This window comes from Lipingzhangella rawalii, assembly GCF_031628175.1.
GTDB classification, from domain to species: Bacteria; Actinomycetota; Actinomycetes; order Streptosporangiales; family Streptosporangiaceae; genus Lipingzhangella_A; species Lipingzhangella_A rawalii.
Genome location: NZ_JAVLVT010000008.1, coordinates 136,897 through 158,194 on the forward strand (window position 1 = coordinate 136,897; position 21,298 = coordinate 158,194).

At 68.4% G+C, this 21,298-nt stretch carries 23 protein-coding genes and 1 pseudogene; 9 read left to right on the forward strand and 15 right to left on the reverse strand.

The window, feature by feature from the left end; translation table 11 throughout:
* Positions 1 to 35: 35 nt before the first annotated feature.
* Positions 36 to 1,037 (reverse strand): aldo/keto reductase, encoded by a 1,002-nt coding sequence (locus RIF23_RS16225; protein ID WP_310913403.1) that lies wholly within the window; start codon positions 1,035 to 1,037, stop codon positions 36 to 38.
* 373 nt (positions 1,038 to 1,410) lie between these two features.
* Here RIF23_RS16225 and RIF23_RS16230 point away from each other — a divergent pair, with 373 nt between their 5' ends.
* The 3 genes from RIF23_RS16230 to RIF23_RS16240 all read left to right on the forward strand — a co-directional run bounded on the left by RIF23_RS16230 (position 1,411) and on the right by RIF23_RS16240 (position 4,836).
* Positions 1,411 to 2,697 (forward strand): DUF418 domain-containing protein, encoded by a 1,287-nt coding sequence (locus RIF23_RS16230; protein ID WP_310913404.1) that lies wholly within the window; start codon positions 1,411 to 1,413, stop codon positions 2,695 to 2,697.
* Positions 2,698 to 2,854: 157 nt separating this feature from the next.
* Entirely contained in the window at positions 2,855 to 4,261 is a 1,407-nt protein-coding gene (locus tag RIF23_RS16235; RefSeq protein WP_310913405.1) for an alpha/beta hydrolase domain-containing protein, read from the forward strand.
* 233 nt (positions 4,262 to 4,494) lie between these two features.
* Positions 4,495 to 4,836, forward strand: coding sequence for an MmcQ/YjbR family DNA-binding protein (locus RIF23_RS16240; RefSeq protein WP_310913406.1), 342 nt, complete (start codon positions 4,495 to 4,497; stop codon positions 4,834 to 4,836).
* A 109-nt stretch (positions 4,837 to 4,945) separates the two neighbouring features.
* Here the strand turns inward: RIF23_RS16240 and RIF23_RS16245 are convergent, their stop codons facing one another.
* From RIF23_RS16245 to RIF23_RS16260, 4 genes are all read right to left on the reverse strand, one after another.
* On the reverse strand, positions 4,946 to 6,121 hold the full coding sequence (locus RIF23_RS16245) for a hypothetical protein (RefSeq protein WP_310913407.1): 1,176 nt from the start codon (positions 6,119 to 6,121) through the stop codon (positions 4,946 to 4,948).
* Between the two features lie 135 nt (positions 6,122 to 6,256).
* Entirely contained in the window at positions 6,257 to 7,180 is a 924-nt protein-coding gene (locus RIF23_RS16250) for a Gfo/Idh/MocA family protein (RefSeq protein ID WP_310913408.1), read from the reverse strand.
* Between the two features lie 374 nt (positions 7,181 to 7,554).
* A complete protein-coding gene (locus tag RIF23_RS16255) occupies positions 7,555 to 7,881 on the reverse strand; it encodes a nuclear transport factor 2 family protein (RefSeq protein ID WP_310913409.1) in 327 nt (108 codons plus the stop codon).
* A 361-nt stretch (positions 7,882 to 8,242) separates the two neighbouring features.
* Complete coding sequence (locus RIF23_RS16260) at positions 8,243 to 8,959, reverse strand: Crp/Fnr family transcriptional regulator (protein ID WP_310913410.1); 717 nt, start codon at positions 8,957 to 8,959, stop codon at positions 8,243 to 8,245.
* A 318-nt stretch (positions 8,960 to 9,277) separates the two neighbouring features.
* Here RIF23_RS16260 and RIF23_RS16265 point away from each other — a divergent pair, with 318 nt between their 5' ends.
* Positions 9,278 to 9,982, forward strand: coding sequence for a haloacid dehalogenase type II (locus RIF23_RS16265; RefSeq protein WP_310913411.1), 705 nt, complete (start codon positions 9,278 to 9,280; stop codon positions 9,980 to 9,982).
* A gap of 85 nt (positions 9,983 to 10,067) precedes the next feature.
* On the opposite strand, the gene RIF23_RS16270 is transcribed toward RIF23_RS16265, so the two are convergent.
* The 6 genes and pseudogenes from RIF23_RS16270 to RIF23_RS16295 all read right to left on the reverse strand — a co-directional run bounded on the left by RIF23_RS16270 (position 10,068) and on the right by RIF23_RS16295 (position 12,759).
* The gene (locus RIF23_RS16270; RefSeq protein ID WP_310913412.1) at positions 10,068 to 10,295 is read right to left on the reverse strand and encodes a hypothetical protein; all 228 of its coding nucleotides are present in this window, start codon (positions 10,293 to 10,295) and stop codon (positions 10,068 to 10,070) included.
* Positions 10,296 to 10,664: 369 nt separating this feature from the next.
* Entirely contained in the window at positions 10,665 to 10,811 is a 147-nt protein-coding gene (locus RIF23_RS20860; RefSeq protein WP_407659487.1) for a hypothetical protein, read from the reverse strand.
* A gap of 25 nt (positions 10,812 to 10,836) precedes the next feature.
* Entirely contained in the window at positions 10,837 to 11,139 is a 303-nt protein-coding gene (locus tag RIF23_RS16280) for a hypothetical protein (RefSeq protein WP_310913499.1), read from the reverse strand.
* Positions 11,140 to 11,145: 6 nt separating this feature from the next.
* Positions 11,146 to 11,922, reverse strand: a pseudogene (locus RIF23_RS16285) (FAD-dependent oxidoreductase); the annotation flags it as partial.
* Positions 11,923 to 12,031: 109 nt separating this feature from the next.
* Positions 12,032 to 12,421: a hypothetical protein gene (locus RIF23_RS16290; RefSeq protein ID WP_310913414.1), complete on the reverse strand. Its 390-nt coding sequence runs from the start codon at positions 12,419 to 12,421 to the stop codon at positions 12,032 to 12,034.
* The gene (locus tag RIF23_RS16295; RefSeq protein WP_310913416.1) at positions 12,418 to 12,759 is read right to left on the reverse strand and encodes a DUF427 domain-containing protein; all 342 of its coding nucleotides are present in this window, start codon (positions 12,757 to 12,759) and stop codon (positions 12,418 to 12,420) included. The genes RIF23_RS16290 and RIF23_RS16295 overlap by 4 nt, the downstream gene beginning before the upstream one ends.
* 172 nt (positions 12,760 to 12,931) lie before the next feature.
* Between RIF23_RS16295 and RIF23_RS16300 the strand changes: the two genes are divergently transcribed.
* The 4 genes from RIF23_RS16300 (at position 12,932) to RIF23_RS16315 (ending at position 16,281) form a co-directional block, all read left to right on the forward strand.
* Positions 12,932 to 13,495, forward strand: a complete 564-nt coding sequence (locus tag RIF23_RS16300) for a carboxymuconolactone decarboxylase family protein (RefSeq protein WP_310913417.1) — start codon at positions 12,932 to 12,934, stop codon at positions 13,493 to 13,495.
* A gap of 199 nt (positions 13,496 to 13,694) precedes the next feature.
* Entirely contained in the window at positions 13,695 to 14,651 is a 957-nt protein-coding gene (locus RIF23_RS16305) for a DUF302 domain-containing protein (RefSeq protein ID WP_310913418.1), read from the forward strand.
* A gap of 49 nt (positions 14,652 to 14,700) precedes the next feature.
* Entirely contained in the window at positions 14,701 to 15,435 is a 735-nt protein-coding gene (locus RIF23_RS16310; protein ID WP_310913419.1) for a hypothetical protein, read from the forward strand.
* Positions 15,436 to 15,537: 102 nt separating this feature from the next.
* Positions 15,538 to 16,281 carry a Crp/Fnr family transcriptional regulator gene (locus tag RIF23_RS16315; RefSeq protein ID WP_310913420.1) on the forward strand — a complete coding sequence of 248 codons (744 nt, stop codon included), beginning with the start codon at positions 15,538 to 15,540 and terminating at the stop codon, positions 16,279 to 16,281.
* A gap of 81 nt (positions 16,282 to 16,362) precedes the next feature.
* Here the strand turns inward: RIF23_RS16315 and RIF23_RS16320 are convergent, their stop codons facing one another.
* The 4 genes from RIF23_RS16320 to RIF23_RS16335 form a co-directional block, all read right to left on the reverse strand.
* The gene (locus tag RIF23_RS16320; protein WP_310913421.1) at positions 16,363 to 17,178 is read right to left on the reverse strand and encodes a class I SAM-dependent methyltransferase; all 816 of its coding nucleotides are present in this window, start codon (positions 17,176 to 17,178) and stop codon (positions 16,363 to 16,365) included.
* Positions 17,175 to 18,794 (reverse strand): radical SAM protein, encoded by a 1,620-nt coding sequence (locus RIF23_RS16325; RefSeq protein ID WP_310913422.1) that lies wholly within the window; start codon positions 18,792 to 18,794, stop codon positions 17,175 to 17,177. Before RIF23_RS16325 ends, RIF23_RS16320 begins: the two co-directional genes overlap by 4 nt.
* 57 nt (positions 18,795 to 18,851) lie before the next feature.
* The gene (locus RIF23_RS16330) at positions 18,852 to 19,232 is read right to left on the reverse strand and encodes a glutaredoxin domain-containing protein (protein ID WP_310913423.1); all 381 of its coding nucleotides are present in this window, start codon (positions 19,230 to 19,232) and stop codon (positions 18,852 to 18,854) included.
* 230 nt (positions 19,233 to 19,462) lie between these two features.
* On the reverse strand, positions 19,463 to 20,380 hold the full coding sequence (locus RIF23_RS16335) for an SDR family oxidoreductase (protein ID WP_310913424.1): 918 nt from the start codon (positions 20,378 to 20,380) through the stop codon (positions 19,463 to 19,465).
* A 212-nt stretch (positions 20,381 to 20,592) separates the two neighbouring features.
* On the opposite strand from RIF23_RS16335, the gene RIF23_RS16340 reads away from it, so the two are divergent.
* Positions 20,593 to 21,288 carry a response regulator transcription factor gene (locus RIF23_RS16340; RefSeq protein WP_310913425.1) on the forward strand — a complete coding sequence of 232 codons (696 nt, stop codon included), beginning with the start codon at positions 20,593 to 20,595 and terminating at the stop codon, positions 21,286 to 21,288.
* Positions 21,289 to 21,298 lie beyond the last annotated feature (10 nt).

Below are 21,298 nucleotides of genomic sequence, written 5' to 3' on the forward strand. Positions count from 1 at the left end.
CACATGCATGGAACGACGTTCCGGCCCGGCGGGCACTAGCGGACCGGCAGCGGTGCCTCCGGGCTGATCAGGCCCTGCTCGCGCAGGGTGGCCCAGAACTCGTCCGGGACGGTGGTCTGCAATGCGGCCACGTCCTCATCGATGCGGCCCGGACGGGTGGAGCCGGGGATGACCGCGGCCACCGCCGGGTGGGCGAGTGGGAACTGAAGCCCCGCCGCCTTCACACCGATGCCGAAACTCTCGGCGACCTCGGTGATGCGCCGTACCCGCTCCAGAATCTCCGGGGGCGCGGGCCGGTATTCGAAGTGCTGCCCGCCGACGAGGGCTCCCGAGCTGTAGGGGCCACCCACCACAATGTCCACATCCTGCTGGTGTGCGGCAGGCAACAACCGCTGGAGCGCCCGCTCGTGGTCGAGCAGAGTGTAGCGGCCCGCCAACAGGAACGCGTCCGGCTGCGGCTCCTCCAGATCCAGGGTGAGTTCGCAGGGCTCGACACGGTTCACCCCCAGCCCCCACGCGCGGATCACGCCTTCCGCCCGAAGCCGGCTCAAGGCACGGAACGCGCCGGTGCGCGCGGCCTCGAACACCTCCAGCCACTGGTCTCCGTGGAAGTCCTGCGCGACGTCGTGCACCCACACGATGTCGAGGCGGTCCGTCTGGAGGCGGTTCAGACTGTCTTCGATGGAGCGCAGCGTCCCGGACTCGGTGTAGTCGTCCACCACAGTGTTCGGGCGGCCATGCTCGAACAGTGCCCCGGACTCCGAGGCAGTGGTCGTGGGTGCTTCGTCCGCAATGACCCGGCCCACCTTGGTACTCAGGACGTAGTCCGAGCGCGGATGCTGTGCCAGGACCCGGCCCAGCCGGATTTCGGACAGGCCCGCGCCGTACAGGGGGGCGGTGTCGAAGTAGCGGATGCCCCGGTCCCAGGCCGCCTCGACCGTGCCGGTCGCGTCGTCCTCGCTGATCGCGCGGAACATGTTTCCCAGGGGCGCTGCGCCGAAGCCGAGTGCCCCCGGGACGAAGGAACGAATACTCACAGTGTCCCCAGGCGTCGCAGAGTTGGTCCTGTGTCCGCACCGCTGTGGACGCAACGATGGTGGCCGGCCTCGCAACGACCGGCGTGGACCGGCCGCGACGTGCGAAACCACGACGGTGCGCGGTCACTCTAGCCGCGGCGCGACACCGCACGTACCGTGACATGCGGCACCCCGTCGACGCGCGTGCCGGGCCAGGAGCGGGCCCCGCCGTGGGGGAAGCAGCGTGTTAGCATCGCATGGTTTACCGGCCAGTAGGTGTGATGGGCGTCGCGCTTACCGGAATCTCGGGTGTCATGCTCGATTCGCCGGCGCCCGCGCAGGCGACCTACGTAGGCTGGCGCCTGACCCGTCGTCATGTGAGCGCGCGAGCAGTATGGAACAGCGGCACGCGTCCGCCCCAGCCGACCACCACACAGCAGAAAGCACGGCCGAACCACCGGAACCACAGGGGCGGGCAGCGGCGTCGCCCACCCGCCGCCACACAGCGCGTCTGGACGGGGTGGACCTGGCCCGCTGGATCGCGATCTTCGGCATGCTGATCGTGCACTTCTGGGTGCCGTTCCTGGACCCCATACAGCCCACGAATCTCCTCATCGAGGAGTACGCCTGGGGCCGCTCCACGATCCTGTTCACATTCCTGGCCGGAGTGACCCTCGCCCTGCTCACCGGGGGAACAGCTCCCCACCGCGGGCATCGCGCCCGGCTGAGCACCGGCCGGGTCGCGGTACGCGGCGGGGCACTGCTGGTGTTCGGCCTGGTGCTGAGCGCCATCGTCACCCCCACCGGTGCCGGACTCACCGTCATCATCGCCTACTACGGGCTGTACTTCCTGCTCGCGCTTCCGTTCCTGCGGCTGACAGCCGGCTGGCTGGCCGGAGGTGCCGTCGTTGCCGCCCTCGTCGGCCCACAGCTGCTGTTCGTGCTGCGTCGATCCAGTGAGACCGGCGGGGCGATGGCCGAGTTCGCGCTGAACTGGAACCAGGTCGACATCGCACAGCGGCTCGCGGACCAGGGGCTCCTGGAACTGACCGTGTTCGGGTTCTACCCGGCACTGTCGTCCCTGGCGGTGATCCTTGCCGGGCTCGCGGTGGGGCGCCTGGACCTGTGGAATCCACAGGTGCGGGTCACCCTGATGCTGCTGGGCGGGGCCCTGGCCTTCGTTTCCTACCGCATTTCCTGGCACGCCTGGGAAACCTACGGCCTCGCCTGGGAACTGGGTCCGCAGGACGACCTGATCGGCCCCGTGCCCACCCACGACGCCCGGTGGCTGTGGACCAGCATGCCGCACACCTCCACCACACTGGAGGTCGCCGGTGGTGTCGGTGTCGCACTGATCGTGGTGCCCGCCTGCCTGTTCCTTGCAGAACGTTTCCCGACGGCGCTGTGGCCGTTCACCGCGGCCGGAACCATGGCACTGACCATCTACTCGACACACGCCCTGCTCATGGCCTGGGACGAGACCGTGCCCGACGGGTCCGGCGGCGTGGCCGACTGGATCAGCGGCAACCTCGCCGCGATCAACGTCCTCGGCGCTGTGGCCTTCGCCTTCGCCTGGCGCCGCTACGTGGGCCGCGGTCCCCTGGAGGCAGGCATCTCCACGCTCAGCACCACGATCGTGCCCGACCCGCCCCGCCGGGAGACGCAGACCGGTTCCGAGTAACCGTGCACGGGCGGCGGGACGCGCTGTGGTGGGTCCGGATGCCGGCGTGCTCAACTCCCCGATCCGGAGGATCACCAGTCTCGCCCCGCAGCCCTTGCCCAGAAAAGTTCGGCATCCGTAGCATCTGACCGCATCAGTGCCTGACCGGAGGGAACAGATGCAGGCCCGAACCCGAGCCCTGTGGCGCGGCGGCGCCGGAACCACCAGTATGGTCCTGGCCGCCGGACTACTGACGGCGACGCCGGCCCACGCCCACCCCACCGACACACCCACCCCGGCCACCGTCAGCGGCCCCCTCGCCACCACCGCCGACAACTACCCCTTCATGTCCCCAGCCGGCCCCGACGTGCCCCCGATCGATGCCGGCCCCTCCATCGAGGTCGACCTCGACGCCCACGACTACGTGGAAGAAGAGTTCCTCCTCGAGGGAACCGCCAACCACGACAACTCAGACACCGGCGAGACAGGGAACTCCTCGCCGTACACCACCCGGATGGTGGTGCGCCGCCCCGCCGACCCCGACGACGCCAGCGGCTCCACCTTCCTGGAATGGAACAACGTCAGCTTCGGCCAGGACATCGAGATCAACTGGTCCCTGTCCCACGACTACTTCCTCCGCAACGGGCACGTGTGGGTCGGACTGTCCGCCCAGCGGGTCGGAGTCGAGGCGCTGAGCCAGTGGAACCCCGACCGCTACGGTGACCTGGACGTTGGCGGCCCCGAACTGGCCGACGCCCCCGCCTTCGACATCTACACCCAGGCCGCACAAGCACTGCGCGAGCCACCGCAGGGCACCGACCCACTCCCCGGAATCGACACCCACACGCTCGTGGCCACCGGCCACTCCCAATCCGCCCGCTACCTCGCCGAATACCACAACACCGTGCATCCCCGACACGAGGCGATCGACGCATTCATGATCCACGGGGCGAACACCGCACTGGACACCCCCGAAGGCACCCCGGTGATGCGCCTGATGGCCGAAGGGGACGTGCGCAGCCGTGCCTCCAGCGCCGAACCGGACACCGAGTACTTCCGCCGCTGGGAGGTCGCCGGAAGCTCCCACGTCGGCTACACGGAGTACCGCACCTTCGCGCCGCTGATCGCGCGAGATGTCCCCGGAACCCAACCAGACCAATGCGACCGGCCGCCCCTCAGCCGCATCCCGTTCCACTACCCACTGAACGCCGCCTACGACCACCTGCTTGACTGGGCGGCGACCGGAACCGCCCCGCCACAGGCGCCCCGACTCGACTGGGACAGTGCCCTCACCCCCAGCCGGGACGCCCACGGCAACCAACTCGGCGGGATCCGCCTCCAGGAACACGAGGCCGCCACAGCCCGCAACGACGGCAACAACAGTGGTGACCCGTTCTGCTTCCTCCAGGGCGCCCACATCCCCTTCGATGACGACACCCTCACCGAGTTCTACCCCAACCGGGGCCAGTACCGCTCCGCCGTGAACCAAGCCCTCAACACCAGCAAACGCGACGGCTACGTCCTCAACGCCGACGCCCGCGAGTCCCGAGCCAACGCCTGGGAGGTGCGCTACGACTGGTGGTGAGACCAGGCGGGTGACCCACGTCCTCCGGGGTCCCCAGGTGCTGGTCCCCGACCCGCAGCATCCGGGTCGGGGACCAGCGCCGACACATCCTCGACACACAGCCATCCCGCCCCCGCGCGGGCGCGGCGAAACAACAACCCCACACCCTCCCCAGGGGCGGCAGCGAGACTTTCCCAAGCGAGTTGACCGTGCGAGTGTGGAGACCGGCCCTATCTGCGGAAGGCGGTGCGGTCGTGGTCACCTGGAGCGAGATCGTGGACATGGCGGCGCGGCTGCCCGAGGTGGAGGAGTCCACCTGGTACCGCACCCCCGGGCTCACAGTGCGAGGGCGTGGCTTCGCCCGGCTGCGCACCGAATCCGACGGCGGGCTTGTCCTCCTGTGCGCACCGGACGAGAAGGAGGCGCTGCTGGCCTCCGGCGACCCGGCGTACTACACCACCCCGCACTACACCGGCCACGCGATCATCCTGGTGGATCTGGATCACGTCGACCCCGACCAACTACGCGAACTCCTCACCGAAGCGTGGCGCCGCAGAGCCCCCGCACGCCTGCGCCGCACCCTCCCGGAGCCGTAGCTGGCGGGCGCGGCACCGGGTGCGTGAACACACCACATCCGAACCGTACGGCCCCATGGGCTGGCTGGAGAGGCGCCCCCACCCGCGGGTCTGGCCCGGCTCATCGAGATCAGCCGTCCTGGACATCTCCGGTGTGCCGCGGACCGGGACGCAGTCCGTACGGCTCGCTGAGCCCCGCCAGCCAGCCGTCCTCAGCGAGCAAAACGAACGCCAGCTCGGTGGCATGCCCGTGCCGGTGCCGTCGCGACGGCCAGGTGTGTGCCGCGGTCACCGCCGCCCAACTCGGCCCGTGGCCGTGCTTCTCCCGGAACTCCCGCACCCACGTCGCCACCGCGTCCTCCCGGCCGGAGATCAACAGCCGCGCGCGTTCGGTCACGTCGCCGGCCACGTCCAGCCCGGGCCAGGCCGCATCCACGGCGTTGGCCTCCGTGCTGGGGGCCGCGGGCGGCTGCTGGGCCGGCGTCGTCTCCGGCGCGGGAGCGATCGCCAGAACCTCCGCGCCCAGCTGGCCGCGCACGCCGTCGGCGCCCACCGACGGCAGGTCGGCCAGCCAGCCCTTGTTCACCAGCTCGCCCAGGGCAGTCACCAGCTCGTCCACCCCGGACAGGGCGCAGGCCGCCACCAGATGTTCGGCCGTGAACTCCACGACCCCGTCGGGGGTGGAGTGGGTCACCAGGTACACGGCCGTCAGCCGAACTGCGTTGGATTTCTTCCGCAGCCGCTTATGGGCCAGCGTCCCCGTGGTCCAGCCGGATACGCGGGTGCGTACCTGCCGGCCCACGCGCCACGGATTACCGGAGAACTCCGGCAACGAACACGTCGCCGGATACTGGGCATCCGCAGCCAGCACGGCTTCCGGATCCGCCTGCAACCAGCCAGATCCGGTGAGTGCGGCCACGGTAGCCCGCGGATCGGCCAGCCGCATGCCCTGCATGTCCTGGGCAGTCAGATTCGCACTCCCGGCCCGAGCCGCCCGCAGCAGGCACACCAGCGCCAGCAGCCGCTCGTCCGGATTCGATCCGGGACGCGCCGAGGCCAGATAGTCCCACACCTGCCGAAGGAACTGGAGCTGGTGGGGGCTGAGCCGCGGCGGCTGCCCCGGCCGGGGTTTCCGTTCCGGCCGGGGCTGCGGCGCCGGGATGGGCGAGTGGTTGCGGATCCCCGCCTCTCGGCACACCTCGCAGTCCAACGCCCGCGCCAGGTCGGGGGAGTCGGGGTCGGGATCTGACTTGGGAATCTTCCGGGGGCTAATCGCGCGTCTCCCGCCGTTCGTCGTCCCTGGCATCCGCACCAGGATGGGCTGCAACGGGAGCAAAAGTGTAACGCGCACCGCCCGCCCCACGCGGCCACACCGGGAAATCCGCGGCATGGACCCCCACGTTCGGGACGCCGCCACCCACGGAAAACCATGGCGGGCCGGCTAGCGCCGCGGCAGCTCTGCCCCAACCGCCACGGCCCGCCCCTCCCGAACCGAGGTCTGCGCGGCGGAGAGCACCGCGACCACATCCCGACCGAAGGCCAGACCACACGGCTCGGCGGGCGCCCCAGGACGGGTGCCCGCCACCAGCCGGTCAATGGCCCCACCGAACGCCGCCACCGCGCTGCGCTCCCCGGCGGGGACCTCGCGCCAGCCCTCCTCGGTGCAGAAGGACACCTGCCAGCACCGCGCATCCAGCGCGGCATCGACCGTGACGGAGAGGTTGCCAACCGCGCCCCCCTCGTGCCGGGTCAACAGGTGCGTGGTCTGGCGCGGGGCGGCCATGGCCATCACCTCCACCACCGGTCCCAACACCGGCACCAGTACCGACAGCGCGTGCGGGCCCAGATCCCACAACCCGCCCTCCTCCTGGCGCCACCGCGACTCGGCGTACGGGCTGCCCGGAGCGTACATCGAGGCGTGCACGACAGCCTGTGCCTCGTTCGTGTTCCCCGCGGCAGCGGTCTTGGTGAGGAAGTCGTCAATGGCGGGGTTGAATCGCTGGGTGAAGAACACCACCCCAGCAAGGCCACGCCGATCGGCCTCGGCGGTGATCTCTGCGGCGACCGTGGGGCTCAGCGCAACCGGCTTGTCCAACAGCAGGTGACATCCCGCACGGGCGGCACGCAGCGCCAGTTCCCCCTGCACCTGCGGCGGCAACGCGATCGCCACCGCGTCCACCTCCGCCAACAGCGGGTCCAGATCGCCGTAGGCGCGTGCGCCGTAACGCTGGGCCAGCACCTCGGCCTTGGCGGGATCCCGGCCCCACACCGCCGCCAGATCCACCTCCGGATGCGCCGCCAGCGCCGCACCCTGCGTCTCGGCCGCCCAGTAGCCGGTGCCCAGCAGCCCGAACCGTACCGTCATCCCTGTTCCTCCCGTGTCGACCAGCACCCATTCTCCCCACCAGCACGCACCCTGGATAGGGGAGACCGGGGAACGGCACCGGGACCCGCGAAGACCAGAGCGCCAGACGTTCCGCATATCCGCCAGCCAGGAACGACACCACACCGCGATGACTCTGTCATCGTCTTCGTCACCGCAACGCATGCGTCGCGGCCACAGGATCCTCGGGCGGGCAGAGTTCTTTGCCCGGATCGGAGGTTCTCCGCATGGCGGCCGACGGGGATGGTGGTGGCGGTGGTGGGTGTGGGTGGTGGTGGCCGCCGACGGTGTCGCGCCCTGGGGGCGCTTCCCCACACGGCGGCTCGGCCTCCCCTGGGGCCGAGCCGCCGTCGGGCTCAGCCTTCGCGGATGGTCATCCGGGAAATCCGGTCCCCAGCAGTCTGGAACGTGAACGAACTTCTGCCGTTGGCATAGGTGGAGCGCCAGTCGCCGATGACCATGACCTCTGAGCCGTTCTGTTCCACCGACTCCGGGGTGAGAACGCCCGAGGCTCCGATGAATTCGCGGTCACTCCAGGACTTGATGTCCTGTCGGCCGGTGAACTCCCGTCCCCAGTCGTCGACGACACCGTCGCTGGTGAACGCGTTGAGGAAAGCATTCTCGTCGTGCCGGTTGACCGCGTCGATGAACGACGCCACGGGTTCGGGAAGCTTGACGGTCACAGTTCGCTCCTGTCGCTGATGGGACACCGGTCTCGCTGCACATGGCACCTGCGGGCCACCGCCTGTGCTCCCGGTGTGCGGTTCTGCGGGCTCTCCTGGTTGTGCCGCCCTGCGTTTCCCGGCGGGGTGGCGCCGGACCTGTGGCCGAGGTGGTTCCCGGGCCGCGGCGGCACCGATAGGCGAATCCCCGCACGCAGATGTTTCCGGGAGGGGACCGGCCGGACCCCAATGCTGGGCAAAAACCCGGCAATGCCGGCCGTTGGGTGTGAACCAACGCCTCCACCACGCTGCCAGCGCAGGGCGTGGGTTGCTCCGGAGGGACGCGGCCCGGGCAAGCCCCGCCCCGGGGCGGGCCGTGCGGCTACGGCGAGGCTCGTGTCGCCAGAGCGTCGGGGTCGAGGATGGTGATGGCCGCGTAGCTGACGCTGATCACGCGGGCGCGTTCCAGCTCCTTGAGGACCTTGTTCAGTGAGGGGCGGCGCACGCCAAGCATCGCGGCCAGGGTGTGTTGGGGTAGTGCGACCGAACCGTCGGCCGCCTCGTCCAGGAGTAGCTGCGCGGTCTGCTGGGACAAGGTCCTGCCCAGCAGACCGAGAATCCGCATGTGGCTGGCGCTGAGCCGCTGGGCCACGCTCGACAGCCACCGCCGTGCTATCGGTGCGTGCGTGCTCAGCAGCTGCTCGAAGTCGGATCCGGTGAGGAATAGCAGCTCGGTGTCCTCCACCGCCCGTGCGGTGTAGGGCATTGGCATGTCCAGCAGGAGAGGAATGTCACCGTCCACATCGCCGGGGTGCAGGATCTGCACCACGACCCGGTTCGTGCCCCTGCCGGTCGCGAGTTCCAGGCGTCCGGATCGGACGATCCACACCCCGGGGCTGGCGTCGTCCGGGCCGAAAGCCAGTGCGCCGTGGGCGACACTGCGCCGATGGAGTGTGGCGGCCAGCGCCGACACGTCCGCGCCGGTGAGTGGGGCGCTGTCTCCACGTCCCACACAGCGCGCAACCCAGGCCGCTTGCTGAAGCTGGGGGTCGGCCGGTTCCCCGCCGAGGAGCCGCATCGCCCGTTGCATCGCACTCATTCCGCCGCGTGATCGCGACGCCCCCGACCCCGATGCTTCCTCACTCGCCGTCATACCGGGCATCCTAGGTGAGTGATGGGGTGCGTTCCGCCGGTTTCCCGACAGGGGACGTCAGCGGGGCTGCCCTGGCTCCTGCCGCACTGCTATATCCTCTTATTCCCTCTGGGAATAGGGCGGTTCTGCCGCCTGGGGGCGGATCCACAGTCGGTGGGGCCGTGTGGACCGGTACGCAGCACCACCCGTGTGGGGCCCGCGGGACGAGCCCGTGGCCGTGTAGCCAGCACGCTCCGGGCGGTGAGCCGGATCTGTGAGGTGACAATGACCGAACGGCCCACGGTTATGGCCGTCGACGTGATCGAGACCATGTTTTCCCTGGAACCGCTGCGGGATCGGCTCGCCGCGGTTGGACAACCGGCGCACCTGCTGGAACTGTGGTTCACCCGGGTGTTGCGGGACGGATTCGCGCTTGCGGCCAGCGGCGGTTACCAGCCGTTCGCGCGGTTGGCTGACGAGGCCTTGGCCGCTGTCAGCTCTGGGGTGCTCACGCCCGAGGAACGCGACACGGTTCTGACCGGGATCGGTGAACTACCGGCGCACCCCGATGTCCTGCCCGCGCTGCGTCTGGCCCACGATTCCGGGATGCGGGTGCTCGCGCTCACTAACGGTGCGGCGGCCACCACCCAAGCCCTGCTGGAGCGTGCCCGGCTAGAACGATACGTGTGGCGGGTGGTCTCCGTGGACGAGGTACGGCGCTTTAAGCCGGCGCCGGAGGTCTATCACCACGCGGTGCGTGTGGGTGGAGCCACGCCACAGCGAACCGCGCTGGTTGCCGCGCATGCCTGGGATGTACACGGCGCCCACCATGCGGGGCTGGCGACCGGTTGGGTGAACCGGGCCAAGGCGCCGATGTCCGAGGTTTTCGCCGTGCCAGACGTGTGCACCTCCGGCCTGGATGAGGCCGTGGCTCGGTTGTTGGGGCGGCCCGGGCCTGCCCAGGCCCGGGCTGGCGTTGAGAACCGGTGAGTGCGGTCCATGTGAGTGTGGTCCGTACCGGGATGCGCCGACGGGCCGACTCGGCCGGCACCGCCGACGCGTCCATCACCGGGCGTCAGTAGCCCCAGCCCAGGCACAGCAGCCCGTACAGCAGACAGCCGTGACTGTGCCCGTGGTGATTGTGTGTTCCGTGGTGACCGGTGTCGGAGCAGCTGATGGTGTAGCAGTCGCCCCCCGCCGGTGTCGTGCTGGCCGTCGCTGGGGCGCTTGTGGCCACCAGGCCCGCGCCGAGGATCAGTGTGCTCAGCAGTGCGGCGATTGTCGAACGCAGTGTGCGTGCCATGGTTTCCCCCGTGTGTCGTGGACCCGAGCTCGGCCGTGCGGGCTCGGGCGCGGTACTCGGTAGCTACCCGCCCCCCAGAACGGGCCACAATGAATGTCATATTTGTTACATAGTGTGTTGGGTTGGGTGTCGCCACGGGAGGGTGCCCCGACTCATGCCGCCTGCCCAGAATTCGGCCGTTACGGGGACCTGAGGGCCGCACACGAAACCGAACTCGGGACGGTGCGTGACACTCGAAGCCCGACACTGTCGGGACTCTGACAAACCCATCCCCACCCGGACGAATCCTGACCCAGGATGGGGATATTCCGGTGGCCACGGCCCCAGGTGGGCGACTCTGGAGGGACACAGGAGGGGGCCAGGGCCGTCCTAGTGCTCGTTTCCGGCGGGAATGTGCATGGCCGTGGCCGCCGGAGGCGTAACCAGCTGTGCGGCAGCCTGCTGGACCGCCATCGACCAGGTCGGATAGGCGTGCACCGTCTGAGCCAGACGCCCCGCGAACATACCGGTGCGCATAGCCAGTGCCAGCTCGTGAATCAGTTCACCCGCACGGGGACCCACAATCGTGCCGCCGAGTACCCGCCCCCCCGCCGAGGTGCCCCAGCAGGCGACGCCGCCCGGCCACGATACGCACGAAGCCGGTGGTGACACCGGAGATGCGCGCGCGGTCCACCTCGGAGAGTGCCAGCTGGGCGACCCGGATCCCGCGTCCCGCGGCCTGCGCCGTCCCGAGCCCCACCTGGGCGATCTCCGGATCGGTGAAGGTCACCTGGGGAATCGCGGCCGGATCGAAGCGTGCCCGCCGTCCCCGGCCCAGGGCGTTGTGCGCGGCAATTCGTCCCATGTGGTAGGCGGCGTGGGTGAGGTCGTAGCGGCCGGTGACGTCACCGGCCGCGTAGACGCCCCGCACGGTGGTGGACAGGTCTGGTCGGGTCACGATCGCGCCGTGCTGGTCGGTGGCCACACCGGCCGCCGCCAGCCCCAGGCGTGCGGTACTGGGCACTCGGCCCGTGGCGAGAAGCAGCCGCTCGGCCGTAACCGTCGTTCCCGTGGCGAGTTCCAGGCGCATCCCCGCGTCGGTGGCGCGTGCCCGCTCCACCGCGGCACCCGTCCCGATGCGCACCCCTTCCGAAGTCAACTGCTGGTGGAGCAGGTCCGCGGCGGCACTATCGACGCCCGGAAGTAGCTGATCAGCCGCCTCCAACAGGGTGACCTCCACCCCCAGTCGTTGGAGTCCCTGAGCCAGTTCGCAGCCCACCGCGCCCCCACCGAGCACCACCAAGCTGGTCGGCAGATCCGGTAGCTCGAACACGGTGTCGGTGGTCAGGTACGCCAGATCGTCCAGACCACGAATCGGCGGGATCGCGGGTTCACTTCCGGTGGCGAGTACTACCCGGGATGCTCGCCCGGTCCTGCCGTCCATGCAGAACCGGCCGCCACCGAGCAGCGTCACACGTCCACGCCGCACCCGGATTCCCTGCGCGGACAGGGTGGACTCGTCCTCATCGGCCGCGATCGCCGCCACCGTGCAGCGGACCCGTTTCAGGGCCGACTGCGGAGCACTGCCCACGGCCGCGGCATCCAGCAGGGTCTTGGAGGGAACACAGCCCGTGAACGTGCAGTCCCCACCCGCGGCGGACCCTCGGTCACCAGGGTGGGATGCACTCCGTGTCGCAGGGCCATGTGGGCCGCGCCCAGCCCCGCCGCCCCACCCCCCACGATGAGGAGATCCAGCGTCACGCGAATGTCCCCAGCCAGGTGGTCACGCCGTAGAGCAGCACGTACACCCCCACGGCGACCGCCAGCATGGCCGCCAGACGCCAGCGGACCGTGCGCACCCCGCCCAGGGAACACATGCGGCGGCGCCGCAGCGACCACCACACCAAGCCCGCCATGGTAGCCAACCCGGCCAGACGGAACCACCAGGCATAACCCTCGTACAGGTCGGTCGCCCACACGAACGCGGTACTCCCACCCACGATGCCCAGCAATGCCAGAACGGTCGGTCCGACACAACACAGCATCCCGACGGTCCCACCGGCGAGACCGATGCGCCAGGTGGGAAGATTCCGACCCGGGGACCGTTCTGGGGGCGCAACGTCCTGCTCTGATACCGGCTGGGTCATGCTGGGTCTCCGTTCGTCGGTGTGTGTGGTGCCTTTGGTTCGGTCGTATCGTCCACCCGCTCCACGGTCACGCCCGGACCGAAGGCCACATATCCCCGGATGCGACGAATCCACGGGATGGGTCTCGAATAGGTCCAGGCGACGTCCGGGTGGGTGCCGTCCGCCACGACCAGGTCGTAGTAGTGGGCAACCCCTTTCCACGGGCATACCGTGCGGGTGCCGCTGCCTCGTAGGTACTCCCAGGACAGGGACTCGGGTGGAAAGTAGTGGTTTCCCTCCACCCGGACCGTGCGCGGGGCCGCAGCGAGGACCACGCCGCCCCAGCTGGCTCGGATCATGGCTGAGCGCTCCTCTCGGGAATGTGTCTGCTTCCCGTATACGCCCTGAGCTGTCCGTGCGCGGACAACAGTGTCAGCGTGCCGACACCGATCGCTTCCAGACGGGGCCTCGGACTGTTCTGTGGAGAGCGGAAGTAACACCTGCCGCCGTACCACCACAACAAGGGAGCACATGATGGCGCGGATACCGGTCCACTCCACCGACGACGCCCCGGAGGGGGCTCGGGAGCACCTCAAGCAGCTGGAAGCCCACCTCGGCACCGTGTTGAACATCCACGGCGAGATGGCGCACGCTCCGGTTCTCCTGGCCGCATACACCGGCATCCAGCAGGCGATCACCACCCACGGAACCTTCGAGGCCCGCACCCGGGAGGCGATCGCACTGGCGGTCGGTGCCGTCAACGACTGCGCGTACTGCCAGTCGGCGCACACCGGCATGGCGCGCCAGGTCGGCTGGAGCACCGACGAGACCATTGCGATACGGAACGGGGAGCATCTGCCACAAAACGAGAGCCTGACGGTGCTGCTCAGGGTGGCGCGGGACATCGCCGAGGCCGGTGGTGAGGTCCGCGACGACACCTGGCAACAAGCCGTGGACGCCGGATGGACCACCACGGAGCTCACGGAGCTGTACGCCCACGTCGTGGTGAACCTGTTCACCAACTACTTCAACCACTACGCGCGTACGGACCTCGATCTTCCGCCGGCCCCCGGCTTGGAGTCACACCACACATAGCCCACGCCAACCCCAACCCCGAACACCGGCGGGCCGGCCCGACGGGGCGGCCCGCCGGTGGCTCCGAAGGTCGAAGGTGTCACCGTGCTGACAACTTACCGGATCCGGGGGTGCACGCATGGTTGTGTCGTGATGGTGTGCTTGCCCCCGCGGACGTGGGGCCAAGCCCCGGAAGTAAACGACGTCAGGAAGTTGACCAATGACAATGAAGCACCGACTTCTCCCCGCCGCCGGAAGTGCCGCCGTTATTCTCATCCTTGCAGCCTGTGCCGAAGGCGCGAACGACAACGGCACGGAGAGCCCTGAAGGGAACGACGCCGAGGAGCAGGCCGGCGAGGAAGGTGCCGAGGGCGATATCCAGACCGAATTCGTCTCCTACTCCTCGGAACAGTCCTTCGAGGATACTGAGGATGCGTTGTCGGAGGCGGTCGCGGATGCGGGCATGATGGTTTTGGGGGACTTGGACCAGGCGGGTGCGTTGGAGTCGGCTGGTGCCGATATTGCGGGTGCGCAGTCGTTCTTTGTGGGGAATCCGACCAAGGGTCAGGAGTTCTTTGAGGCGAATCCGGCGATCGGTTCCGTGATTCCGGTTCGGATGTTCGTGTGGGCCGATGATGAGGGCAATGGAAATATCGGCTACTTCGATCCCGAGCCGTTGTTCACTGCGGTGGATCCCGACCTGGCCGAGGGCGGGACTGAGATGTCCGAAGCCACCGAAATGATGGCCACCGAGGCAACAGATACGACACCGGAGGAGAGCGACCGGGTGACGGCCCAGTTCGTCACGCACACCGCCGACTCTTCGTTCGAGGATACTGAGGATGCGTTGTCGGAGGCGGTCGCGGATGCGGGCATGATGGTTTTGGGGGACTTGGACCAGGCGGGTGCGTTGGAGTCGGCTGGTGCCGATATTGCGGGTGCGCAGTCGTTCTTTGTGGGGAATCCGACCAAGGGTCAGGAGTTCTTTGAGGCGAATCCGGCGATCGGTTCCGTGATTCCGGTTCGGATGTTCGTGTGGGCCGATGATGAGGGCAATGGAAATATCGGCTACTTCGATCCCGAGCCGTTGTTCACTGCGGTGGATCCCGACCTGGCCGAGGGCGGGACTGAGATGTCCGAAGCCACCGAAATGATGGCCACCGAGGCAACCCAATGATTTCGGTTACGCAACCACAGACGCCACCAAACCAGCGGGGACAGCCGTGATGCCGCCGCGGACGCGTGGCCTGGTCGAGACGGTGCTCGGCGGTGTGGCCCTGGCCGGAGCTACCGCCAGCGGTGCTCTGTTGTTCTCCCTCACCCAGGCCGGGCGTGGGAGTCTGCCGGAACTCGTGGTCACCATCGGTGTTCCCGGCACGCTGGCGCTGGTTGCCGCCGTCGTCCTCGCGCGAGTAACCACCGGACCACGCCTGGTCCACGCGGTGTTGCTCGGCGCGGGGGCCGGAACCGCCGGTACTGTCGCCCTGGAGGTCATTCGGATCACCGGATTCCGGGCCTTTGACTCTATGCCCGGAGACATCGCCATGCTGATGGGGGTGCTGCTGCTAGACCGCATCATGGAGGGCCCCAGCACCGCCTCCAACCTCGCCGGATGGGGATACCACCTGTGGAACGGGGCCATGTTCGGCGTGACCTACGCCGTGACGGTGGGTGGATTTCCCCGCAGTCGCCGGTCGAGCTACGGCGGTGCACTCCTGGGAGCGGCGTATGGTGCGTTACTCGGAACCGGTTTCCTTGCGGGGCCGGTTCCCCACTCCCTGGGCGCAGGCGTCTTCGGCGTCGACTTCGGTCCCCAGTTCGCGGTTACTGTATATCTCGCCCACCTTGCCTTCGGAGCGGTCACCGGGTGGCTGGTGCATCGCTACGGCACCAGCATCACCCCGTTGTGGGAGGAGGCTGCCACGGGGGCCGGCCTGGGCTCCCGGGCCGACCCCAGGTGAGCGACACGATCCGGTGCGGTGTCGTCGAACGAATCGGGACGACACCGCACCCGCGCCGCCGTCCATCCGAGTGGCGGCGTGCGGCAGAAAGGAGACGTGCCTATGGCCGCACCCCCGCCTCCGCCCCCCGACGGGGCTTCCGCCTTTCAGCAGGCACTACGGGCACTCGGCACCTCCCGGGCGGATGGCCGGATTCAGCAGGCGGCGTGGGTGGCGCGCTGCATCGGGCGGGGGAACACCGCCCCGCTGACTCCGCAGGACCTCACTGCGCTGGCCGAAACCCTGGAATCGCGAACCGTGGCTCGCGGCGCTGTGGCCTACGGCGGCCCGCGGTCGAACACCGGGGTGTGGATTCTGCGCTCGGGACGGTTGGAGCTCGCCGCCGGAGCCGGCCCGCATCGGGTGGTCCTTCAGGTGCTGCGTGGAGGCGATGTGGATGGAGACATTGCCCTGCTGTTGGACATGCCGCTGCCCTACACCGCACGGGCGCTGGAAGACAGCGAACTATTGCATCTGGACGCCCCGGACTTCGACCACCTGCTCACCAGTCATCCAACGATTACCCGCCGCTGGCTGTCCAGCGTGGCCGAACGTCTCAACGCCAGCCACATGCGTATCATCGGGCTCCTCGGCGGTAGCCTCACCCAGCAGACCGCGCGCCTGCTCCTGGAGGAGGCCGACGATGATTCCGTGGTGCTCACGCAGCGCAACCTGGCGGCGATGCTGGGCGTGCGTCGACCGTCAATGAACCGGGTGCTCAAGGAGCTCGAAGCCGAGGGTGTGATTGCGCTGCGCTACTCCGCCATCGATATCCGCGACCGGGGGCGCCTGGAAACCTTCAGCTGAATGCGGCGACCGCCCCCTTCGGCTCGGTGGTGTTCCGTGGTCCGTGGCGGGCGCACCAGCGGCCCAGGTGGTGCTGCCCGGTCACGGCTTCTCGGCCACCACTAGGGCATAGCCCAGGGATCCGTCCTGCACCGCACGACGCGCCGCATCGAGGTACGGAACCACCGCCTGGACATCCACCCCGGCCGCATCCAGGCGCGCGGGTGCGGTCATATGCAGCACCCGCAGCCGCGCGTCGATCCGGTCCACCAGTTCGGCCAGGGCCGCATCGTGCCGTTCGGTGTGCACGAGCCGCAGCCCAGCCTCGGTGAACAGCCGCACATACTCCTCGGCGGGGCGAGCATCGGCGATGCAGGCGATCCATCCGGTAACTCCGGCCAGAATGTCGGGCAGGCCCCCGGGATCGACCGTGACGTCGGTGATTCCGATCCGGCCGCCGCTCCGCAGCACGCGAGCGAACTCGGCTGCGGCACGAGGCTTATCGGGGAACGTGCAGAATGCACACTCGCATAGCACAGCGTCGTAGGAGCCGCTCGCGGCCCGAAGCGACTCGGCATCCCCGACGGCAATCCGAACCTGGTGCGCCAGCCCCGCCTGTTCGGTTGCTGTCTGGGCGCGCTCCACCGTGGCGGCTCCGAGATCGACCCCATCCACATGCACGCCGTGTTCCACGGCCAGCAGTCGGGCGCTCGTCCCCGATCCGGCCGCCACATCCAGGACTCGCTGCCCGCGATCCAGCGTCAGCTGCGTCGCGAGCTGGCGGGTCAGGGACAGCCCTCCCGGATGGTAGGAATCACCCAGCAGGAGCCGCACGGCGTCATGGCCGTAGGCACTGGCGCAGCAGGACTTCAGTGCTTCCGCAGACTCGGAGGGTGCGGGCGGTTGCTCCCCGGTCACGGTTCCACCGCCCGACGTCCCACGTTGGTGCGGTCCGCGGCGATCCTGCCGGGCGACGTCGTCCCGTTCCGCTGATCGGTCGACGGTTGTTCGGCCGACGGTGCGATGCGGGAGCCGTAGGGGGACTCCACGGTGCGGTCAGTGAGTTCCTGGGCGTTGGGCACCACGTCCGCCACCGGAACCCCGGACATCTGGGCGCGCACCTGTTCCCGGTACCCCACCGAGTTGTAGGCACAGAACGGGATGATGCGCCCGTCCGGAGTGATCTCCTCCACGCAGCACTTCATGAGCTGTTTCACGTTGAGGGTGTAGGGATCCTGGAAATCCTGCACCACGATCATGAACGCCTTGTCCCCGAGGTCCTGCGCGGCCGCTGGCAGGTCGATGCCGCAGGCATCGCACTCGGCGGTGGCGGCCCGCAGGTTGTCCGCGGTCGCCGGGGTGCCCATGAACGCCGAGGCGCTCCAGAGGCGTTCCAGGGCGGTGCGCAGCTCCGGATCGGGCAGGACCCGGTTGCTGACGTAGTCCAGGTGGTCGTCGATGTTCACCAGCCGGGGGATCGGCACGACATCGGTCCGCTCGGGTTTGCGGTCCACCAGCAGGTAGGTGATGGACCGGCAGGTCGGAAAGCAGCACGGAACCGGAACGAAGTCCCCGGGGCGGAACCAGTCCGGACACTGCTGATTGATCAGCTCAATCACATCGGAGTTCGTCAGGCGACGCAGTGGGTCGAATTCCACGTGCCGCCCCGAATGGGTCACGGGCTGCACCGACACCGAACGCACCGCGGGATGGTCCACACCAAAGCGGATGATGTCGCCCAGCTCGTGCTCGTTCAGGTCACGTTCCACCGTGACGACCAGCGTGACGGTGAGTCCGGCCTCGGCGCAGTTGTCCAGGGCTTGCTGTTTGCGTTCCCGCAGGTCGACGCCGCGGATTGCGCGGTGGGTGGCCGGGTCGAATCCGTCGAACTGGAGGTAGATGTTGACTGAGGTGCCGTTATGGCCGTGCCGGTCGGCCAGCGCCTGCACGAACCGGCGATCACGGGCAAGCCGGATCCCGTTGGTGTTGAGGTTGACGACCTGGATGGGCCGCTGTTGCGCCAGGTCGATGAAGTCGAGGATGTGCTTATGAATGGTGGGTTCTCCACCGGAGAACATGACGACCTCCGGCTCCCCCTCGGCCGCCACGAAGGTGTCCAGCATGTGTTCGCACTGCTCGAGGGTGATGGAGTACCCGTCGGGCTGATGCCCAGAGTCGGCAAAACAGATCGGGCAGTCCAGGTTGCATCCGGTGTTGACCTCGATGATGCCCAGGCAGGCGTGTTGCTTGTGTTCCGGGCACAGGCCACAGTCGGAGGGGCAGCCTGCCGCGACCTCGGTCTGGTAGGCCAGGGGAAGCGTTCCCGGCTTGTTGAAGCGCATCGAATCCAGGTAGGCCTGAGCATCCCCGTAGACCAGGGCTTCGAACACGCCGTGCTCGCGGCACTGCTTCCGCAGAAAGACCTGGTTGGTGCGGATGTTGACCTGGGCGTCCAACACGGTCTTACACACCGGGCAGATGCTCTTGGTGTACTCGACGAAGACTTCGGATCGCTCACGCGTGGAGTCGGACACGTATACCTCTGCTCTCCCGGGGGACGTCCCCGGACATGATCGGGACAAGGAGCTGACTCACCGGGATGTGACCCCGGAGATCATGCTGCGCAACCGAGCGAACCAGCCACGCACCTCGGTTGGGGACACCGACGAACGGGCGCTGTCGGAGGGGGTCAGCAGCTCCGGGGCGTGTGCCCGTACCGCGCGTACCACCTCGTTCACCGGCGGACTGACCAGTTCGGCTGGTCCAACAACGACGGTGGGCACGGTCTCGTCGCCACCCGTGATGGACCGCACCCGGGCGGCGGCGCCAGCATCGGCCCAGATGTTGAACTCGACAAGGGGGATCCTTTCCCGGCGAAGCCCCCTCCGCAGCGCGAAACAGAACGGGCATCCCGGGCGCCAGTAGAACAGCACCCCATGGGGAGATGCCGACGGAGGCTCGGCAGCGGTCATCGTCACCCCGGTCAGCTGGACGCAATCCGACGCTGCCATGGTCCGGCGCGCGGCGGTGCGAAGCCACACGGACTGTCGGCCTGCTGACACACCCGAGGCGAATCATGCCGCCTGGCCGCGGCTGACATGGTCCCCGCACCGTGGAGCCCGACCGTCGAATTCGGTGACACCATCCCGGTCCGCCATGATCCGCGGGTGGGTGTCACCGAATCCGGAACGCGGGTCGCCGGTCACCGGTATCCCATGGTGTCTGCGGGGTGTCCGGCATCGGCGATCTCGGTGATATAGCGCCAGCCGTCGGGCTGGCTGCCGTCCACATCGGTGATGCCGTACCGCTGGGCGAGTTGGCCACTGTTCAGGGTCTGCCCGCTGAACCGGCCGCGCTCTGGGTCCGCCGCCAGCGCCGCCACCGTACGACCCACGTACGCCGGTGACTCGGAGATCGCGAAGTGGGGTTGCTGCGCGATCGCGTCGCGCCAGTTCTCTTCGCCCACCCCGAATTCGTCGAGCATAGCTTCGGAGCGTAGCCAGCCCGGGGTCAACCCCACCGCCGTGCAGCCGTGTGTGCTCGTCTCGGCAGCCTCGGCTCGCGCCAAGGGATGGATCGCCGACTTGGCCACATAGAACGCCATGGTGGTGCCGCTGCGATAGGTGGTGTTGTACTCCTCGGTTCCGTCGGTGAGCTCCACCACGAGTCCGCCTGGTTTTCGGATCATCAGCGGCAGTAGGTGATGTGCCGTAATGAGGTGCGCGTCGACGCCGAGTCGGATCATCCGCAGGCTGGTTTCCAGCGGATGCTTCCACACGGGGGTGTCCCAGCTCAGGTGACCGTCCCCGCCCCACAGGCCATTGACCAGGATGTCCAGCTTCCCGTGCTCGGCGTCGATCCGTTTGGCCAGGTCGTGGACCTGCTGCGGCTCCAGATGATCGACCCGGATGGCAGTGCCACGGCCCCCGGCCGCCTCGATCGCAGCAGCCGTGCCCTCGATGGTTTCGGGCCGGTTGACTTCGGAGCGTCGGCTTCCGGAGCTGCGTCCCGTCACGTAGACGTAGGCCCCGGCGCGGGCCAGCTCCACCGCGATTGCGCGGCTTGCCCCCCGAGTTCCGCCCGCAACCAGTGCGACTCGTTCCCGTAGATCTGTGTTCATGTCGACCAGAGTTCCGCAGAAGTGTGACATCGAATGTCAGAGTTTGGTTGGAATCGTGACCGTGCCGTACCGCGGCGGAAGACTGTGTGGACGCGCCCGGGACCAAAGTCCTGACCTGCACCCTCCTAGGTCCGTCATGGCCGCGCGGGTCTGTCCAACACGTGCCGGTCGGCCTACCGTGGCTAGTGCGGACCCTGCTGAGAGGACATCCCATGCCCAACGCCTCGGGCCACCCGACCCGCGTGTTCCTGTTGGACGACCACGCCATCGTGCGGCGTGGACTCGTCGCCCTGCTGGAGGACGAGGATGACATCATCGTGGTCGGCGAGGCCGAAACCGCCAACCAGGCCGTGCACCGCATCCCCGTGGTTCAGCCCGACGTGGCGGTACTCGATGTGCGGCTGCCCGACGGCGACGGTGTGAGCGTGTGTCGCGACGTGCGATCCCTGTGTCCGCAGACCGCCTGCCTGATGCTGACGTCCTACTCCGACGATGACGCCCTTTACGAGGCCGTCATGGCCGGAGCGTCTGGCTATGTCCTCAAACAGATCCACGGCTCCGATCTGGTTGGAGCGATCCGCACGGTCGCGGGTGGCGGATCCCTGCTGGACCCGCGCACCACCTCACGGATGCTGCACCAGATCCGGGACCGTGCCGAACGCAGTGACCCGCTGCGCGCGTTGTCTCGACAGGAACGCCAGATCTTCGAGCTGATTGGGCAAGGACTCACCAACCGCCAGATCGGCCAGCGTATGTATCTCGCGGAGAAGACAGTCAAGAACTACGTGTCCAGCCTGTTGCGGAAACTGTCCATGCAACGCCGAACCCAGGCCGCCGTATACGCGGCACAACTGCGGCAGGAGGATTCCCGAGGCTCCGGCTGGGAATCCTCCTCCGAGGAATCCTGAACTGCACACG

Coding starts and splice junctions, on each gene's coding strand:
- RIF23_RS16230 (WP_310913404.1), top strand. CDS start 1,411: ATGGAACAGCGGCACGCGTCCGCCCCAGCCGACCACCACACAGCAGAA.
- RIF23_RS16235 (WP_310913405.1), top strand. CDS start 2,855: ATGCAGGCCCGAACCCGAGCCCTGTGGCGCGGCGGCGCCGGAACCACC.
- RIF23_RS16245 (WP_310913407.1), bottom strand. CDS start 6,121: ATGCCAGGGACGACGAACGGCGGGAGACGCGCGATTAGCCCCCGGAAG.
- RIF23_RS16250 (WP_310913408.1), bottom strand. CDS start 7,180: ATGACGGTACGGTTCGGGCTGCTGGGCACCGGCTACTGGGCGGCCGAG.
- RIF23_RS16260 (WP_310913410.1), bottom strand. CDS start 8,959: ATGAGTGCGATGCAACGGGCGATGCGGCTCCTCGGCGGGGAACCGGCC.
- RIF23_RS16265 (WP_310913411.1), top strand. CDS start 9,278: ATGACCGAACGGCCCACGGTTATGGCCGTCGACGTGATCGAGACCATG.
- RIF23_RS16270 (WP_310913412.1), bottom strand. CDS start 10,295: ATGGCACGCACACTGCGTTCGACAATCGCCGCACTGCTGAGCACACTG.
- RIF23_RS20860 (WP_407659487.1), bottom strand. CDS start 10,811: ATGCGCACCGGTATGTTCGCGGGGCGTCTGGCTCAGACGGTGCACGCC.
- RIF23_RS16280 (WP_310913499.1), bottom strand. CDS start 11,139: ATGGGACGAATTGCCGCGCACAACGCCCTGGGCCGGGGACGGCGGGCA.
- RIF23_RS16290 (WP_310913414.1), bottom strand. CDS start 12,421: ATGACCCAGCCGGTATCAGAGCAGGACGTTGCGCCCCCAGAACGGTCC.
- RIF23_RS16295 (WP_310913416.1), bottom strand. CDS start 12,759: ATGATCCGAGCCAGCTGGGGCGGCGTGGTCCTCGCTGCGGCCCCGCGC.
- RIF23_RS16300 (WP_310913417.1), top strand. CDS start 12,932: ATGATGGCGCGGATACCGGTCCACTCCACCGACGACGCCCCGGAGGGG.
- RIF23_RS16305 (WP_310913418.1), top strand. CDS start 13,695: ATGACAATGAAGCACCGACTTCTCCCCGCCGCCGGAAGTGCCGCCGTT.
- RIF23_RS16310 (WP_310913419.1), top strand. CDS start 14,701: ATGCCGCCGCGGACGCGTGGCCTGGTCGAGACGGTGCTCGGCGGTGTG.
- RIF23_RS16315 (WP_310913420.1), top strand. CDS start 15,538: ATGGCCGCACCCCCGCCTCCGCCCCCCGACGGGGCTTCCGCCTTTCAG.
- RIF23_RS16330 (WP_310913423.1), bottom strand. CDS start 19,232: ATGACCGCTGCCGAGCCTCCGTCGGCATCTCCCCATGGGGTGCTGTTC.
- RIF23_RS16335 (WP_310913424.1), bottom strand. CDS start 20,380: ATGAACACAGATCTACGGGAACGAGTCGCACTGGTTGCGGGCGGAACT.
- RIF23_RS16340 (WP_310913425.1), top strand. CDS start 20,593: ATGCCCAACGCCTCGGGCCACCCGACCCGCGTGTTCCTGTTGGACGAC.